The 16,938-nt window shown below is 45.0% G+C and carries 14 protein-coding genes and 1 pseudogene; 10 read left to right on the forward strand and 5 right to left on the reverse strand.

The window, feature by feature from the left end:
• The first annotated feature begins 236 nt into the window (after positions 1-236).
• A complete protein-coding gene (locus AAFX28_RS08245; protein ID WP_408687024.1) occupies positions 237-821 on the forward strand; it encodes a mechanosensitive ion channel domain-containing protein in 585 nt (194 codons plus the stop codon).
• 75 nt (positions 822-896) lie between these two features.
• Here AAFX28_RS08245 and AAFX28_RS08250 read toward each other — a convergent pair whose 3' ends face one another.
• From AAFX28_RS08250 to recQ, 3 genes are all read right to left on the reverse strand, one after another.
• Positions 897-1,568: a 7-cyano-7-deazaguanine/7-aminomethyl-7-deazaguanine transporter gene (locus tag AAFX28_RS08250; protein ID WP_408687025.1), complete on the reverse strand. Its 672-nt coding sequence runs from the start codon at positions 1,566-1,568 to the stop codon at positions 897-899.
• 199 nt (positions 1,569-1,767) lie between these two features.
• Positions 1,768-2,088: a DUF3630 family protein gene (locus tag AAFX28_RS08255; RefSeq protein ID WP_408687026.1), complete on the reverse strand. Its 321-nt coding sequence runs from the start codon at positions 2,086-2,088 to the stop codon at positions 1,768-1,770.
• Complete coding sequence (recQ, locus tag AAFX28_RS08260) at positions 2,081-3,919, reverse strand: ATP-dependent DNA helicase RecQ (protein WP_408687027.1); 1,839 nt, start codon at positions 3,917-3,919, stop codon at positions 2,081-2,083. Before recQ ends, AAFX28_RS08255 begins: the two co-directional genes overlap by 8 nt.
• Positions 3,920-4,081: 162 nt before the next feature.
• Between recQ and rarD the strand changes: the two genes are divergently transcribed.
• From rarD to tpx, 5 genes are all read left to right on the forward strand, one after another.
• Complete coding sequence (gene rarD, locus AAFX28_RS08265; RefSeq protein WP_408687028.1) at positions 4,082-4,996, forward strand: EamA family transporter RarD; 915 nt, start codon at positions 4,082-4,084, stop codon at positions 4,994-4,996.
• 71 nt (positions 4,997-5,067) lie between these two features.
• Positions 5,068-5,862 carry an AraC family ligand binding domain-containing protein gene (locus tag AAFX28_RS08270; protein WP_408687029.1) on the forward strand — a complete coding sequence of 265 codons (795 nt, stop codon included), beginning with the start codon at positions 5,068-5,070 and terminating at the stop codon, positions 5,860-5,862.
• 72 nt (positions 5,863-5,934) lie between these two features.
• Positions 5,935-6,603 (forward strand): LysE family translocator, encoded by a 669-nt coding sequence (locus AAFX28_RS08275; RefSeq protein ID WP_408687030.1) that lies wholly within the window; start codon positions 5,935-5,937, stop codon positions 6,601-6,603.
• A gap of 111 nt (positions 6,604-6,714) precedes the next feature.
• Complete coding sequence (ggt, locus tag AAFX28_RS08280; RefSeq protein ID WP_408687031.1) at positions 6,715-8,463, forward strand: gamma-glutamyltransferase; 1,749 nt, start codon at positions 6,715-6,717, stop codon at positions 8,461-8,463.
• Positions 8,464-9,255: 792 nt separating this feature from the next.
• Positions 9,256-9,753 carry a thiol peroxidase gene (gene tpx / locus AAFX28_RS08285; protein WP_408687032.1) on the forward strand — a complete coding sequence of 166 codons (498 nt, stop codon included), beginning with the start codon at positions 9,256-9,258 and terminating at the stop codon, positions 9,751-9,753.
• A gap of 66 nt (positions 9,754-9,819) precedes the next feature.
• Here the strand turns inward: tpx and uvrD are convergent, their stop codons facing one another.
• Positions 9,820-11,991: a DNA helicase II gene (uvrD, locus tag AAFX28_RS08290; RefSeq protein ID WP_408687033.1), complete on the reverse strand. Its 2,172-nt coding sequence runs from the start codon at positions 11,989-11,991 to the stop codon at positions 9,820-9,822.
• 323 nt (positions 11,992-12,314) lie between these two features.
• On the opposite strand from uvrD, the gene AAFX28_RS08295 reads away from it, so the two are divergent.
• The 4 genes and pseudogenes from AAFX28_RS08295 (at position 12,315) to AAFX28_RS08310 (ending at position 14,739) form a co-directional block, all read left to right on the forward strand.
• Positions 12,315-12,575 (forward strand): DUF2282 domain-containing protein, encoded by a 261-nt coding sequence (locus tag AAFX28_RS08295; RefSeq protein WP_408687034.1) that lies wholly within the window; start codon positions 12,315-12,317, stop codon positions 12,573-12,575.
• A 79-nt stretch (positions 12,576-12,654) separates the two neighbouring features.
• Positions 12,655-13,511, forward strand: a pseudogene (locus AAFX28_RS08300) (DUF692 domain-containing protein).
• A complete protein-coding gene (locus AAFX28_RS08305) occupies positions 13,508-14,272 on the forward strand; it encodes a DNA-binding domain-containing protein (RefSeq protein ID WP_408687035.1) in 765 nt (254 codons plus the stop codon). The pseudogene AAFX28_RS08300 and the gene AAFX28_RS08305 overlap by 4 nt, the downstream one beginning before the upstream one ends.
• An 11-nt stretch (positions 14,273-14,283) precedes the next feature.
• The gene (locus tag AAFX28_RS08310) at positions 14,284-14,739 is read left to right on the forward strand and encodes a DoxX family protein (RefSeq protein WP_408687036.1); all 456 of its coding nucleotides are present in this window, start codon (positions 14,284-14,286) and stop codon (positions 14,737-14,739) included.
• Positions 14,740-14,808: 69 nt separating this feature from the next.
• Here AAFX28_RS08310 and prlC read toward each other — a convergent pair whose 3' ends face one another.
• Positions 14,809-16,851, reverse strand: coding sequence for an oligopeptidase A (gene prlC / locus AAFX28_RS08315; RefSeq protein WP_408687037.1), 2,043 nt, complete (start codon positions 16,849-16,851; stop codon positions 14,809-14,811).
• Positions 16,852-16,938: the final 87 nt, after the last annotated feature.

Genomic DNA, 16,938 nt, shown 5'->3' on the forward strand with positions numbered 1-16,938 from the left:
CTACAAATCAATCATTTTGTGACATCAGCAAAGCGTTACCTATCAATAAACAGAATATAAACAAAATATAAAGCGCATATTTTCAATAACTTAAACATCAAAAGAACAAAGAACTATCGAACAGAGAAGGCGCAGGTAGAGTGACGTACAGTCGAAATGATAAAAAGATAAGCGTTTGATGATGCCGAGAATGGCGTAGATTTAGACAATGCCCCTTCATTCACTTAGGGGGCGTTATGCTAGACACTATTTACTCTGTTTTTGCCACACTGCGAGAATATGACATATTACTTGGCTTACTTTTTTACCTCGTATTTTGGCTACTTAAACGGTTTACCGATAAGACCATTACCGCGTTGGCACATAAGAAAGCGGTCTCATCAACACGCAGCGCATTCATTATTCGTTGCTTTAATATCACCTACTTTGTGTTTCTGTCGGCCAGCTACATCATTGTCAGTGGCATCGGTTACGGTAACTTCTCTATCTTTATCTCTTCTGTCTTTACTGTGTTTGGTGTCGGCTTCATCGCACAGTGGTCGATTTTAAGTAACATCACCGCCAGCTTTTTAATTTTCTTTGTCTTCCCATACCGAATCGGAGACTTCATTGTGGTCGCCGATGGAGATGGCATTGAAGGGAAAATTCTTGAAATACGCATGTTCCATACCTTAATTCGCCACCCAGGTGACAACATCATTACCTATCCAAATTCACTGCTGTTACAAAAGAGCGTGACAAAGGTAATGCATAAAAACATGACTACCACGATAAAGAATGCTGAGATCCGCAAACACACTCAGCTCGAAAAAGAGAGTTAGATACAAAAATGCCCCTTGGCTGGTAACAACCAAGGGGCATTCAAACTGATAGAAAAGTTACTTAAATATCAGCAATCAAGCACTAACACCTGAGGCTTTGAAACTCGGATTCACTGAGGTAATTTTCTTAACGATGAAGTTCAGCAAAACACCGTACATTGGAACAAACAGACCTAAACTGATTACAAGTTTAAAGCCGTAGTCCACCAGCGCAATTTCAGTCCAGTGCTCTGCCATAAATGGATCTGGGCTTTGGTAGAAGGCAATGGCAAAGAATGCGATGGTGTCTAGCGCATTACCAAACAACGTTGAACATGTTGGAGCTACCCACCATTGCTTCAACTGACGCAGGCGGTTAAACACATGCACATCAAGAATCTGACCCAATAGGTAAGCCATGAAACTCGCAATTGCGATGCGTGCTACAAATAGGTTGAATTCACCTAGTTGGGCAAAACCTTGGAACGCTCCTTCGTAAAACAAAACTGATAGACCATACGAGACCGCTAACGCAGGCAGCATCACCAAGAAGATGATACGACGCGCCAACTGAGCACCAAAGATACGTACCGTTAGGTCAGTAGCCAAAAAGATAAAAGGAAACGTAAATGCGCCCCACGTAGTGTGGAAACCAAAGACAGTAAAAGGAAGCTGAACCAAGTAATTGCTTGATGCAATAATGATCAGGTGGAACAGAACTAATAGAAAAAGGGCTTTGCGCTGCTGCGCAGGGGTAAAGTTACTCATGCGATACCTTTTTAGTTTGGTTTGGGGGTGAGGGAACCCAAATCGACTCTTTCCAAGCCAAGGAAAAAGCCTTACCAACAATGTTAAATGAATTTAGCCGCAATATTTTATGACAAATATCGCGGCGGGCGATTATACATTAACCAATTTCACCTGCAATAGGGGAATTTGAAGCAATCGTTAGCGTGAATGGTTCTATTTAGAAACCACGTTGAAAAAGAGAAGCGAGGAAGGCTAATTCTTCTTTTGAATCATCAATAGCAAGTGCTTCAAACCAAACACTTTCACTGTAATGCTCTGACTTTAGGAACAATTGGCAGCCTTCAAAATCAATTAGCCACGAGTGAATATCCGCATCCCACTGTTTTTCAATCACTGAGGCGGATAACAACTTAACTAGTTTTTCTGCTAATTGAGGGAAACTGTCAAAATCGAAGCGAGGAGTTCGAATGATGATACGCCCTTCTTGAGCTTGGTACTCAACAAGACCAAATTCTGTTTGCTGCGTTGAATCAACCATGAGTAGTAATGTGCTCCTGAATCAAATCTAAGAATGGATCAGCGTATTTTTCTAGCTTGCGTTGCCCTACTCCACTTACGGCTAACATTTCACCGTAAGAGGTTGGGAGAATTTCCGCCATATCAATCAAGGTAGCATCACTGAATACTACGTATGGTGGCAACCCATCTTCATCAGCGATCGCTTTACGCAACTTACGTAATTTAGCAAACAGCTTCTTATCGTAATTTTTGCTCGATAGTTTATCTGACTTGGCGGCGCGTGCTGCGGTATCTAAACGCGGCACAGCTAATTCTAAACTCATCTCACCACGCAATAGTGGACGCGCTTCTTCAGTCAGCTGCAGAGTCGAGTTACGGGTAATGTTCTGGAACAGTAAGCCTTTATGAATTAACTGACGGAACACACTCACCCAATAGTCATGACTATTTTCGCGGCCAATGCCGTACGTCGATAGCTTGTCGTGACCGTTTTCTCGCACACGAATATTTTGCATGCCGCGCAGCACCTCAACCACATAGCCCATACCAAAGCTTTGGTTGACTCGATATACGCATGAAAGGGCTTTCTGTGCTTGCTCGGTAGCATCAAAATGCTTTGGTGGATCTAAGCAGATATCGCAGTTACCACATGGCTTTTCGCGGTATTCTCCAAAGTAGTTGAGTAGAACCTGACGTCGACATGTCTGCGCTTCTGCAAACGCACTCATCGCATTGAGCTTGTGTGCTTCGACCTGCTTTTGTGGTCCATCGTCTTTCTCATCAAGCATGCGGCGCAGCCAAGCAATATCCGCTGGGTCATAAAGCATCATCGCTTCCGCAGGCAGTCCATCACGCCCTGCGCGGCCAGTTTCCTGGTAGTAAGATTCAATATTGCGTGGAATATCAAAGTGAACTACAAACCGCACGTTAGGTTTGTTTATCCCCATACCAAACGCGACTGTCGCAACCACGATCTGAATATCGTCACGTTGAAAAGCTTCTTGAACGTAAGCACGCTCATCCGCCTCAAGACCTGCATGATAGCTAGCAGCACGCAAGCCGTTATTACACAGCTTCTCGGTCACCATTTCGACTTTCTTACGGCTACCACAATAGATAATGCCGCAGCTGCCCCGCTGGTTTTCAAGAAAACGAACCACCTGAGAAACTGGTTTATGTTTTTCAACCAAGGTGTAGCGGATATTCGGGCGATCGAAACTGCCTAAATAGGTATGCGGCTCATTAAGCTGTAAACGCTGCATGATGTCTTTACGAGTTGCGTCATCAGCTGTCGCGGTTAGTGCCATCACAGGGACATGAGGAAAATGCTGCTTTAGCTGGCCCAAAGACGCGTACTCTGGTCTAAAGTCATGTCCCCACTGAGAAATACAGTGCGCTTCATCAACGGCAATCATAGACAGCGGTAAACTTTCTAAACGCTCGATGAAGTCACGCATCAATACACGTTCTGGTGACACATACACTAATTTAAGAGCGCCAGAATGCATGCGGTTATAGACAGAAATAAGCTCTTCACGTGGCATAGTCGAGTTAACACATTCAGCCGCAACACCGTTGGCTTTAAGCTGATCGACTTGGTCTTTCATCAAAGAGATAAGAGGAGAAATAACCAAAGTAAGGCCATTACGTGCCAGTGCTGGAATTTGATAACAGAGTGACTTACCACCACCTGTTGGCATAATCACCAAGCTATCTTGACCAGCAACCGCTGACTCTATCACTTCTTGCTGACCATCTCGGAAGCTCTGGTAACCAAAAACATCTTCTAAAATGCTTTGTGGCGCAGGCAATGCTTCCGTCGGTTGTTGTGCTAAAAGTGTCGAGGTCATGAGTTTTCTCAGTAGGATTGGGGTTCGGTTGCGAGGTAAACGCAAGGGGCACATTGTAGAGGGGTTTAGAGGTGAATAAAACCGCAAATTGTTAGGTGATTCTTAGTGTCATTCGTATACTGCCCTCTCAATTTGTAAATTATTTAATCTGAGCACACAACTATGACTCCAGAAGAACAACAGCGAGCCAAGCAAGGTGTCCTTCTCGCTATCGGTGCCTACACCATGTGGGGGATTGCACCAATATACTTCAAAGCTCTCGGTGATGTATCTCCGTTAGAAATTTTAAGCCACCGTGTCGTTTGGTCGTTCTTCTTGTTAGCTGCTTTACTGCATTTCGGTCGCCGCTGGCGCAATGTGCGGGATGTAATGAAGTCAAAACAGAAATTGATGTACCTCATCACCACCGCAATATTAGTTGGGGCAAATTGGCTGATTTTTATTTGGGCGGTCAATTCTGACCATATGCTGGATGCGAGTTTAGGTTATTACATCAACCCGCTCATCAATGTACTGCTCGGCATGTTATTTCTTGGCGAACGGCTGCGAAAACTACAGTGGTTTGCCGTTGTATTGGCGGCTTGCGGCGTTTTAGTCCAGCTGTTTGTCTTTGGTTCTATCCCTACGGTGGCTATCGCCTTAGCGCTAAGTTTCGGTTTTTATGGGTTGCTGCGCAAAAAAGTGAGCTTAGAAGCCCAAACAGGATTATTCATTGAAACATTAGTGCTGCTACCTGCTGCAGCGATCTACCTAATGTGGATTGCAGATACTCCAACTTCAAACTTCACTGAGAATCCGCTAAGCCTCAATCTATTGCTCATTTCAGCAGGTATCATTACGACATTGCCACTGCTCTGCTTTACTGGTGCAGCGACGAGACTCAAGCTCTCAACACTCGGTTTCTTCCAGTACATTGGACCAAGTCTAATGTTCTTGTTAGCAGTGTTAGTTTACGGTGAAGCCTTCACAACAGATAAAGCCATTACTTTCGCATTTATATGGGGAGCGCTGGTCGTATTTAGCTTCGATGGTTTAAGCCATAATAAGAAGTCGAAGAAGGCCACAACAAACGACTGATCGTTTTTTACAAGACATGCAGAATTAGTCACGCTAAGCTTGGTGGAATATTCACCAAGCTTTTTTGTTTTATGGATAAGGTCAATTACCACACCACAGAAAATAAAGAGATAAGTCTGATCGAAGCGAATTATCAGTCGTTTGCTTTTTCACGCCACTATCATCTTGATTTTCATATTGGTCTTATCACATCGGGTGAACAGAAGTTTCACTACAAAGGCGCTAGCCACCATGTAGGTAAAGGACAATTAGTCATCATGCCTCCTGACGAACTGCACGATGGCCAGTCGATGCAAAAGTCCGGTTATCAGGTTCGTGTCTTCTCTTTAGAGCCAAAGTGGTTGAGTGAACTGGCTCAGCTCAAACAGCCGCATAATCAAATTAACTTCAATCAACTGGTCATTTCAGACCAGAAACTCTTTGGTTCATTGACGCAGCTCCACCAACGATTAGTGCAAGATGACCTCAGCCAACTAGCTAAAGACTGCTTACCTTATGAAGGGTTCGAAAGATTGTTTAGCCATTACGGTAGCTCGGCACAAACGCGAGCGGTTCCACTGGGTAATCAATCCGTCGCAACACTGAAAGAGTATTTGCTACACCACCTCGATCAGCCTGTTCGCTTGGAAGAGCTCTCTCAGCTATGCCAACTTAGCCCTACTCAGTTCCAACGCCACTTCAAGGCTAAGATTGGCCTTACCCCTTATGCTTGGCTGAGTCGTTTACGCATGGAGCAAGGCATGAAGCTCTTAAAAGCCGGAATGAAAGGTACTGATGTTGCCCATCAAGTAGGCTTCTACGATCAAGCGCATTTTAGTAAAGCCTTCAAAGCGGTCTACGGTGTCAGCCCATCGCACATCAACTAGTGTCGATTATTTACAATCTTTTGTTAGACACTACTGGCACAATTTAGTGATTAGTCATTTATCAATATCATCATGAACGAGTTAACTATCCTTACTACCCTTGCGGTGGTTCACTTCATCGCATTAATGAGCCCAGGCCCCGACTTTGCGCTAGTCGTGCAAAACGCAACACGTTATGGGCGCCAAACAGGTCTGTATATTGCACTTGGCCTATCATGTGGCATCTTACTTCACTCAATATTCAGTCTTACTGGCGTTAGCTATTTAGTTCACCAGCAACCTTCTCTGTTTGCTCTGCTGCAACTTGCAGGGGGTAGCTACCTGTTTTACCTCGGCTACGGGGCACTTAAGGGGACGTGGAATAGCTTCAAAACTCCCACACGCGATGAAACAGAAAATGAACAACCAAGTTTGCTATTGAGTAATAAGCGTCAGGCATTTTCTCGCGGTTTTGCCACCAATATTCTCAACCCTAAAGCATTGGTCTTTTTTGTTAGTCTCATGTCGAGCTTAGTACCTGCAACGATGTCATTGGGCGGCAAAGGAATCGCTTTAGTGATCCTTTGGAGCTTATCGCTGCTATGGTTTTCATTTCTTGCCTGGGTTCTATCGACCAAGCGTATGCAACGTAAAATTAAATCACTCGCCATCTACATTGACGGGCTCTGTGGCATCTTATTTAGTTTTATCGGCTTGAGTATTCTGTGGCAGTCGACAACGGCACTCATCACACAGTTTTAAGTACTTGACGGTATTAAGTTTGATTCAAGATTAAATTTTGACCAAAAACATTTAGACCTACTTACTTTCCACTGTCACTCTTATCGTTGCAAAAACAATAAGGAGAAAAACATGCAGTGGAAAGTTACATGCCTTACCGCAAGCTTACTGCTTACGTCAGCAAGCACCTTCGCTAATCAAGCCGCCGATTCAGTCGCACCTGAATACAGTAGTGGACTCGAACAAAAACAGCTGGTTACTGCCAAAGATTGGATGGTAACAGCAGCTAACCCGCTCGCAACCCAAGCTGGTGCCGATATTCTTGCTCAAGGTGGTAATGCCATAGATGCCATGGTCACAACCCAATTGATGTTAGGTTTAGTCGAACCACAGTCGTCTGGTATAGGCGGTGGCGCATTTTTAGTTTATTGGGATGCAGAGAACAGCAAACTCACAACCTACGATGGTAGAGAAACAGCCCCTCTTGATGCGACGCCACGCTTGTTCCAAGACGAGAACGGCGAACCCTTAAAGTTCTATGATGCTGTCGTAGGCGGTCGCTCAGTCGGGACACCTGGCACGATAAAGCTGCTCTGGGATACCCACCAAAAATACGGCCAGTTGGAGTGGAAAAAGCTATTCACTTCGGTCATTGAAGTCGCAGAAAAAGGCTTTGAGATCAGCCCTCGACTAGCAACATTAATAGAAAAAGACGCAGAACGCCTCAGCCGTTTCGAGACAACAAAAGCTTATTTCTTTAACTCTGACGGTTCACCAAAAACCGCCGGTACTCTATTAAAAAACCCTCAATACGCAGCGACATTGAAAGCCATAGCTAACCAAGGTGAAAAAGCGTTCTATCAAGGTGATATCGCCAGCGATATTATTCAAACGGTGCAAAGCGCGACAGGTAATCCAGGTGTGCTGTCGCAAAAAGATTTCGATGCTTACCAAATCAAACAACGTCAACCAGTGTGTAGTGCTTATCAGAGTTATGATGTCTGTGGCATGGGGCCACCTAGCTCAGGAGCGTTAACTGTCGGGCAAATACTGTCGATAACTGAACAATTTGATTTGAAGAAATGGGGGGCTGAAGATGCTAGGTCTTGGCAAGTAATCGCAGACGCATCTCGCCTAGCGTTTGCTGATCGTGGCATGTATATGGCCGATGAAGATTTCATCCCAATGCCAACTCAAGGGTTGCTGGATAAATCTTATCTCAAGCAAAGAGCTAAACTTATCCAACCGGGCAAAGCATTAGAGTCTACCTCAGCGGGAACACCCCCGTGGAGCTATGCCTACAATCAAAGCCAAGATGAGTCTATTGAATTACCTTCCACCAGCCATTTCAACATTGTCGATAAACAGGGAAATGTCGTCTCAATAACCACCACAATTGAGAACGTATTTGGCTCGCGCTTAATGACGAACGGTTTCCTACTCAATAATGAGCTAACCGACTTCTCATTCAGAACTCACAAAGACGGCAAACCTATCGCTAACCGTTTAGAGCCAGGCAAACGCCCGCGTTCATCGATGGCGCCAACGATTATCATGCAAGACGATGAGCCATACATGGCAATTGGCTCTCCGGGTGGCAGCCGCATTATTGGGTATGTTGCGCAAGCGATTATCGCTCACACCCAATGGGGTATGGATTTACAACAAGCGATCGATCAGCCTCATCTGTTGAATCGCTTTGGAACCCTAGATATCGAGCAAGGTACACAAGCTGAAACGTTCAAACCAGAGCTAGAAAAGATGGGATTTAAGGTCAATGTACGAGACTTAAACTCAGGTTTACACGCCATCTTAATTGAAGGTGACGAGCTCAAAGGGGCTGCTGATCCACGCCGTGAAGGTGCAGCTATTGGCCAATAGTGCAGATCTCCTCACTTGCTTGTGCGAGATCTCTCACAGGCAAGTGAGTAAATATAGCTTTTTCGCTGAGACAAATGTAAACAACAACCAGTAAGTTATTGTTTTTAAATGATTCGTATAATTATCGCTCGAATCATTATGCAAAATAACGTTTGCGTCATATTGCTGAAAGTCTGCAAAAGCGTAATATTAACCCTGTCGGAAGGATACTGACACGGAACAGGAAATTACCACGGATTAGGTAATCTTCAGGAAGAAGATACGGTTATTCAGGATGAATAGTCGGCATGGAAAGCGAATTGGACATTGAACGGACTCATTAGTAACTAGGATGGTTGCTACTAAGGATGGAAAATGGACACCTCTGGACGAGGAAAGGACTTATCATCAGGAAGATGAAAAGGACACCGCTCAAGGAACAAGCGACGTGAGCTAACGAGGATTGTTAGCAGACCAGGATAAGGTCATACGGACACCGCTAGGATGGCGAGTAAAGGATTGAGCTGAAGGACATCAGCATACTATCAAGGATTAGATGCATGGAGCACCTATAGTAGCCGGATTGCTGCGAGTAAGACTATAACCCCGATGGGCTTTTGCCCTCGGGGTTTTTCTTTTTTATCCTACTCATCCTTATCCCTTTGTATATCTATCCAACTAAAATAGGATAAATCCCCTCTCTTGCATAAAAATTCACATTTTCACGGTTCACTTCCTCGCCATCTCTATGTAGTGTAGTTTCCATGAGGCTCAACCAGTTTCATAACCACACACATAATAAGGACTATTATCATGTCAAATGTAACTTTTCAAGGCGCTGCTGTACCCCTTTCTGGCTCTTTTCCACAAGCAGGTATTCAAGCACCAGCATTCTCGCTGACTGCTGGCGATCTATCAGAGCTGACGCAAGCGTCCCTAGCAGGGAAAAAAGTCGTACTGAATATTTTCCCAAGTATCGATACACCAGTATGCGCGCAAAGTGTTCGTGCTTTTAACCAAAAAGCTGCGGAAAAAGAAGGCGTGGAGGTCGTTTGTATTTCAGCTGATCTGCCATTCGCTGCAGGTCGCTTCTGTGAAGTAGAAGGGATTGAAGGTGTGCAACACGCTTCTACATTCCGTTCTCCAGAATTTGCTCAAGCATACGGTGTCGCTATTAAAGAAGGTGCACTGGCAGGCCTAACAACTCGAGCGGTTGTGTGTATCAATGAAGAAGGTCTAGTGACTCACTCTGAGCTTGTCTCGGAAATTACCGAAGAACCTAATTACGAAGCCGCACTTTCCGCACTGTAATATCACAGCATTCCAATAAAAAAAACGGCGCTATTAAGCGCCGTTTTTTTTATTAATTGGGTACAGTTAAAGCTGCTCTAACTTGGCATAAGCCGTGACTAACCACTTAATACCTTCACCATTAAAGGCAACCTGCACACGACTTTGCGGGCCACTACCTTCAAAGTTGATGATAGTACCCTCACCAAATTTAGGATGCATAACGCGAGAACCTAAACTAAAGCCAGTTTCATTAAAGGTTTCTTTAACCACCGTTTGGCTAAAGCGACCTGAACTTGTCGGGCGACTCACTTGGGCTTTCATGCGCACTTCATCAAGACACTTCTCTGGAAGTTCACGAATAAAGCGTGATGGCTTATGGTATTTATCTTGGCCATACAGGCGACGCATTTCCGCATAAGTGATGTAGAGTTTTTCCATCGCACGGGTCATACCTACGTAGCATAAGCGGCGTTCTTCTTCTAAACGGCCAGCCTCTTCAGCAGACATTTGGCTTGGGAACATCCCCTCTTCGACACCCACCATAAACACTAGAGGGAATTCCAAACCTTTCGCACTGTGCAGCGTCATCAACTGCACTGCATCATCAAATTCGTCAGCTTGTCCTTCACCCGCTTCAAGTGCAGCATGCGTCAAAAATGCCGTCAGCAACGTCATATCTTCTGCTTCTTCAGGCTTTTCAAACTGGCGAGTTGCCGTTACCAACTCTTCCAAGTTCTCAATACGTGCCTTAGATTTTTCACCTTTCTCCTGTTCGTACATCGCAAACAAACCAGAGTATTTAATCACATGGTCAGTTTGCTCATGCAGAGACAATTCATGAGTGTCATCTTCTAGCGCATTCACAAGTTCAATAAAGCGACTTAGTGCGCTAGCTGCTCGCCCCGCGAGTACCTTATTCTCTAGCAAGTGCATACTTGCTTGCCACATGGTGCTACCTTGGTCGCGCGCTGCAAAGCGAATCGTCTCTAGTGTTTTATCACCCAGACCACGAGTTGGCGTATTCACTACACGTTCAAACGCGGCATCATCATTACGATTCGACATCAAACGTAAATAACTTAGCGCGTCTTTGATCTCTTGGCGTTCGAAGAATCGCATACCACCATAGATTCGATACGGCAGGCCCGCTTGGATTAACGCTTCTTCCAGCACACGAGACTGGGCATTGTTTCGATACAGCATCGCCGCATCATTCAATACGCCGCCTTTGTCCTGCCACTCTTTGATCTTGTTCACCGCAAAGCGCGCTTCATCAAGTTCGTTATAAGCTGAGTAGACAGAAATTGGCTCACCTTCTGCGCCATCAGTCCAGAGCTCTTTACCCATACGCTCAGTGTTATTGGCGATCAGAGTGTTTGACGCTTCTAGGATAGTTTTTGTCGAGCGGTAGTTTTGCTCAAGGCGAATAGTATTAACGCTTGGGAATTCTTGAGTAAATTTCTCAATATTCTCGATCTTGGCGCCTCGCCAGCCATAAATAGACTGGTCATCATCGCCAACAATCATGACGTGAGACTCTGGTCCAGCCATCATACGTAGCCAAGCATATTGAATGTTGTTGGTATCTTGGAATTCGTCGACCAGAATGTGCTTAAAGCGTGCTTGGTAATGTTCACGAATATGCTTTTTATCACGCAGTAGCTCGTGAGCACGAAGCAGAATTTCAGCAAAGTCGACCAAACCTGCACGGTCACAAGCCTCTTGATAAGCGGTATAGAGCTGCAGATAGGTTTTCGTCACTGGGTCATGGTAAGCATCGATATGCTTCGGACGTAGCCCTTCATCTTTTTTACCGTTAATCCACCAAGCAACTTGCTTCGCTGGCCACTGCTTCTCGTCTAAATTCTGCGCTTTAATTAAACGGCGTAGTAGACGAACCTGATCATCGGTATCAATGATCTGAAAATCTTCTGGTAGCGTAGCATCAAGGTAGTGCGCGCGTAGGATACGGTGACAAATACCATGGAAAGTACCATTCCACATTCCTGACGCACTGCCCATCATGATCTCTTCAATACGGCCACGCATTTCAGCTGCCGCTTTGTTAGTGAAGGTTACTGACATGATTGAGAATGGCGAGGCTTGCTCCACCGACATCAACCACGCAATACGATGCACCAGCACACGCGTTTTACCACTACCTGCACCCGCTAAAACAAGTGAGTTTTCTAGTGGGGCGGCAACAGCTTCACGCTGCTTGTCATTCAGACCATCGAGAAGTAATGAAGGATCCATTCGGGGCTCAGCTACTGTTTATCTATACATGAAAAGGCATTATACCCGAGTGACCTTAAGATGCTAGGTGCGAAACACACCTGCTCAAGAGCAATGTGAAACATTATCGGACTCGACCAGTAAAAAATCAGAAAAAAACTTAAATGTTATTTCTTTGTTAAAACAACTAGTTAGATATTTATTTTTAATAAATACTGCATTTTCTATAAATTTCCTGAAAGTTTTCTGCCTCCTTCTCTATCCTTTTAACTAAGCAAGTTGATGAATTACTTCATGATTCACTTGCCCACATAAGTAAAGGAATAAAGTCTGAGGAAATTATTATGAAAAAGTCTAATCTTGCTATCACTGCTGCTGTAACTGGTCTAATCGCTCTTGGAGGTACTGCTCTAACCGCTGCACCGGCTGTCGCTGCAGAGAAAGAAAAATGCTACGGCGTAGCAAAAGCAGGTAAAAATGACTGCGCAACTAAAACCAGTTCTTGTGCAGGTACAGCAAAAGAAGATAACCAATCTGATGCGTTTGTAGTCGTACCTAAAGGTCTGTGTGGCAAATTGTCTGGCGGTAGCACTCAATCATCATAATTTCTACCGACATCAATGGGCGGTCTAGGCTCAACCGACCGCCCCGCTTTCATCTCATCAGTTTTCAAGGATAGCGATTGTGAGTTCAAACTCTTACCACCCTCATGTCGGCGTTGGATTGCGTTCCCCGCATCTCAACTATTTTGTCGAAAACAAGCCAGCTATCTCTTGGTTAGAAGTTCACAGCGAAAACTATTTCCAACCCTACTCTAAAGCGAGACAACAGCTAGAGCTTCTGGCTGATCAATACCAAATCAGCTGTCACGGCATTGGTTTATCCCTTGGCAGTGTAGAGCGAGTAAACAAAGCACATCTCAAGCAGTTGCAACACCTTATCAAGGATATTGAACCGTTTTTGATTTCCGACCATTTGAGTTGGAGTCAAACTGGCGGCCACTACTTTAATGATCTACTACCGCTGCCCTACACCGAAGAAGCCCTCAAAGTGTTTTGTCGCAACGTCGATGAGGTTCAAGAGGCTCTACAACGGCCAATACTGATCGAGAACCCATCTAGCTACTAAAGTTCAACCATTCCACAATTAAAGAGTGGGAGTTCTTAGCCGAAGTACAAAAGAGAACGGATTGTCGGTTACTGCTCGATTTGAATAACATTCATGTCTCTGCGTTTAATCATGGCTTCGATAGCATGGAATACATTAATGCGATCCCAGAACATGCGGTTGATGAGATTCACTTGGCAGGCTTCACCGTTAAGCAGCTCGATAAGGGGGAGATATGGATTGATACCCATAGTCGCCCAGTGAGTGACGAAGTTTGGCAGCTCTATCAATACTGGTTAGAGAAGTATGGTGAACGGCACACACTTATCGAATGGGATTTGGATATTCCTGAGCCGGAGGTTTTGTTAAACGAAGCAACCAAAGCAACGCAATACCTGCAGAGTGAGCTCGATAAACAAAGGAAAGCCTCATGAATGGACCTTCTCTGATCGAACTTCAACAAACCTTTGCCAGCGCGTTGCATTATCAAGCTAGTGGAGAAGCCTGTGATATAAGCAGCGACAACTTCACTGCTGAAGAACGAATACAGATTTACCGCAACAATTTCGTTGTTAGTCTAAGTGAAGTATTGGCCGCCACCTACCCTATGGTTTCTGCCCTAGTCGGTGAAGAATGTTTTGACCAACTCGCGCGTCAGCATGTGCTCGATTACCCACTCGAATCAGGTGATGTGACGTACTACGGCGAACACTTCAACGATTCGATAGAGCGCTTCCCTGCCGTTATCGAAGCTGCGCCGTATGCACCCGAAGTTGCACGTTTTGAGTGGTATATTGACGTGGCCCAACAGCATCAAGGTCATATTTCCCAGCCTCTGGCGCTCATGCCTCTCGCTAAAATTGCGGAAGTGGAACCTGAACAACAAGCCTCTATCCATCTTCACCTTCATACTGGCGTCGTGCTCTTTCACTCGCACTATGCTGTTTTCTCATTGAAGAAAGCCATTGCCGATAACCAGTTTGATGATTTGCAATTAAACCAAGCAGAACAAGGCTTCATTTTTTGCTCGTCCCAAGGGGAAGTTTGGACACAAAAGATAGAAAGCTGTGCATTTGATTTGCTGCAATACCTGCACTCCGGATGCACACTCGGTGAGATACCACCAGAACAACTACAACATATCAATTCAATTTTTGACAGCAACATTATTGCTGGATTTACACTTGCAGATTAAGGGGGACCGGCATGTCTGACTCAATCAAAACTATGCTCAATACTTATGACAGCATCATCGAAAAGAGCCAAAGCGCCTTTGTTCCTATTTTGCTACTGCTTTGTCGCCTTTGGGTTGCTTGGGTTTTCTTCAATTCAGGCCTAACCAAAATTGCCACCTGGGACAGCACCCTATTTCTATTTGAATACGAGTACCAAGTACCGATTTTACCATGGCAAATGGCCGCATATATGGGCACCGCAGCTGAACTAATACTGCCTATATTTCTCGCACTTGGTCTATTAACCCGTCCGATGGCTGCGGTCTTGTTTGTATTTAATATCATCGCCGTTGTGTCATATCCGGTGCTTTGGGAGCAAGGCTTCTTTGACCACCAGCTGTGGGGGTTAATGATCTTGATTGTGATTGTTTGGGGACCAGGACCGCTATCATTGGATAAAATCATTAAAAACAAACTGATGAGTTGATCTTTCCAACCCCTTCCAAAACAAAAAACGCCCTCAATTTGAGGGCGTTTTCACTTATCGACTGAAGTCTTAGGCACTAATACCAGAATGGCGAAGCAGAGCATCGATTTGTGGCTCACGGCCGCGGAAGCGCTTGAACAGTTCCATTGGCTCTTCACTACCACCCATCTCAAGGATGTTATTCAAGAAGCTTTGGCCAGTTTCTGTGTTAAAGATACCTTCTTCTTCAAAGCGAGAGAACGCATCTGATGACAACACTTCTGCCCATAGGTAGCTGTAGTAACCTGCACTGTAGCCACCAGCAAAGATATGGCTAAAGCTGTGCGAGAATCGGTTCCACTCTAGGCTTGGTAATACAGCGACTTTTGATTTCACTTCCGCAAGCGTTTCAAGTACACGCGGACCGACTTCAGGGTCAAACTCCGTGTGGAGCGTGAAATCAAACAGACCAAACTCTAGCTGACGCAAGATAAACATCGCAGACTGGAAGTTCTTCGCTGCTAACATTTTCTCTAGCATCTCTTTTGGTAACGCTTCACCAGTTTCAAAGTGGCCAGAAATAAACGCCAGCGCTTCTTCTTCCCAACACCAGTTTTCTAGGAACTGGCTTGGTAGCTCAACCGCATCCCACGGCACACCATTGATACCAGATACTGCACCAGACTCGACTTGAGTCAGCATGTGGTGAATACCATGACCAAATTCGTGGAACAGAGTTACTACTTCATCGTGAGTAAATAGCGCAGGCTTATCACCGACTGGGCGGTTAAAGTTACACGTTAGGTATGCCACTGGCGATTGCAGCTCACCAGACTCATTAATACGGCGAACTCGACACTCATCCATCCAAGCACCGCCACGTTTATGTTCACGAGCGTACAAATCTAGATAGAAGCTACCACGTAGGTTGTTATCCGCATCGAAGATATCGAAGAAACGCACTGACTCGTGCCAAGTATCTACACCTTCACGCTCTTGTACTGTCATACCAAACACGCGCTTAAGTACTTCAAACAAGCCGCTCACCGCTTTTGCTTCTGGGAAGTAAGGGCGCAGCTCTTCATCTGAAATTTGGAATAGGTGTTGTTTTTGCTTCTCGCTGTAGTAAGCAATATCCCATAGGTTTAGTTCTTCTACACCAAACTCAGCTTTAGCAAATTGGCGCAGTTCTTCAACTTCGCGTTCACCTTGAGGCTTGGCTTTACTTGCTAAGTCATTCAAGAAGCCCAATACCTGTGAAGAGTTCTCAGCCATTTTGGTTGCGAGTGACTTTTCACTGTAAGTGTTGAAACCAAGCATACGAGAGATCTCAAAACGCAGTTTTAGCTGCTCGTTGATGATCTCAGTATTGTCCCATTCACCGGCTTTTGGACCACGGTCAGATGCGCGCGTCACGTACGCTTCGTAGAGCTCTTTACGTAAGTCTTGGTTATCACAGTAGGTCATGACTGGTAGGTAAGATGGAATATCCAGTGTCAGCAAGTAACCGTCTAGCTCTTTAGATTCAGCGGCCGCTTTCGCTGCAGCTAATGCTGACTCTGGCATACCTGCAAGGTCTGCTTCATCTGTTACATGCTTGTTCCAGCCCATAGTGGCATCAAGTACGTTGTTAGAGAATTTAGAGCCTAACTCAGACATGCGCTTGCTGATCTCACCATAACGGTGCTGCTCATCCGCAGGTAGACCTATGCCAGATAGTTCAAAGTCACGTAGCGAATCAGTGATGGTTTTCTTTTGTGCCTGAGTCAACGATTCAAAACTATCATCAGCTTTAAGCGCTTTGTACGCTTCAAATAGGCCTTTATGTTGACCAACCCAAGTGCCGTATTCAGACAGCAGTTGCAAACAGCTTTCATAAGCATCACGCAACTCATCACTGTTGACCACAGAGTTCATGTGGCTCACCGGTGACCAAATACGACTTAATCGGTCATCCACCTCTTCGATTGGCGCCACGACACTGTCCCATGTCGGTGTAATATCACCTTCTAGAACTTGTTCGATTTTAGCTCGACAGTCAGCAATCGCCTGCTCTACCGCTGGCTTTACATGTTCTGGTTTAATTTCTGAAAACGGGGGCAAATCGGTAAAACTAAGAAGTGGATTCGACATAAATCATTCCTTTTGTTAGCCAAAGCGAACTACGGGTTCGTCTATTGAGTATATTCAACGTCTTAAAGATTAAATATAGGTGCGATA

This window comes from Vibrio sp. TBV020 (assembly GCF_046056895.1).
Taxonomy (GTDB): Bacteria; Pseudomonadota; Gammaproteobacteria; order Enterobacterales; family Vibrionaceae; genus Vibrio.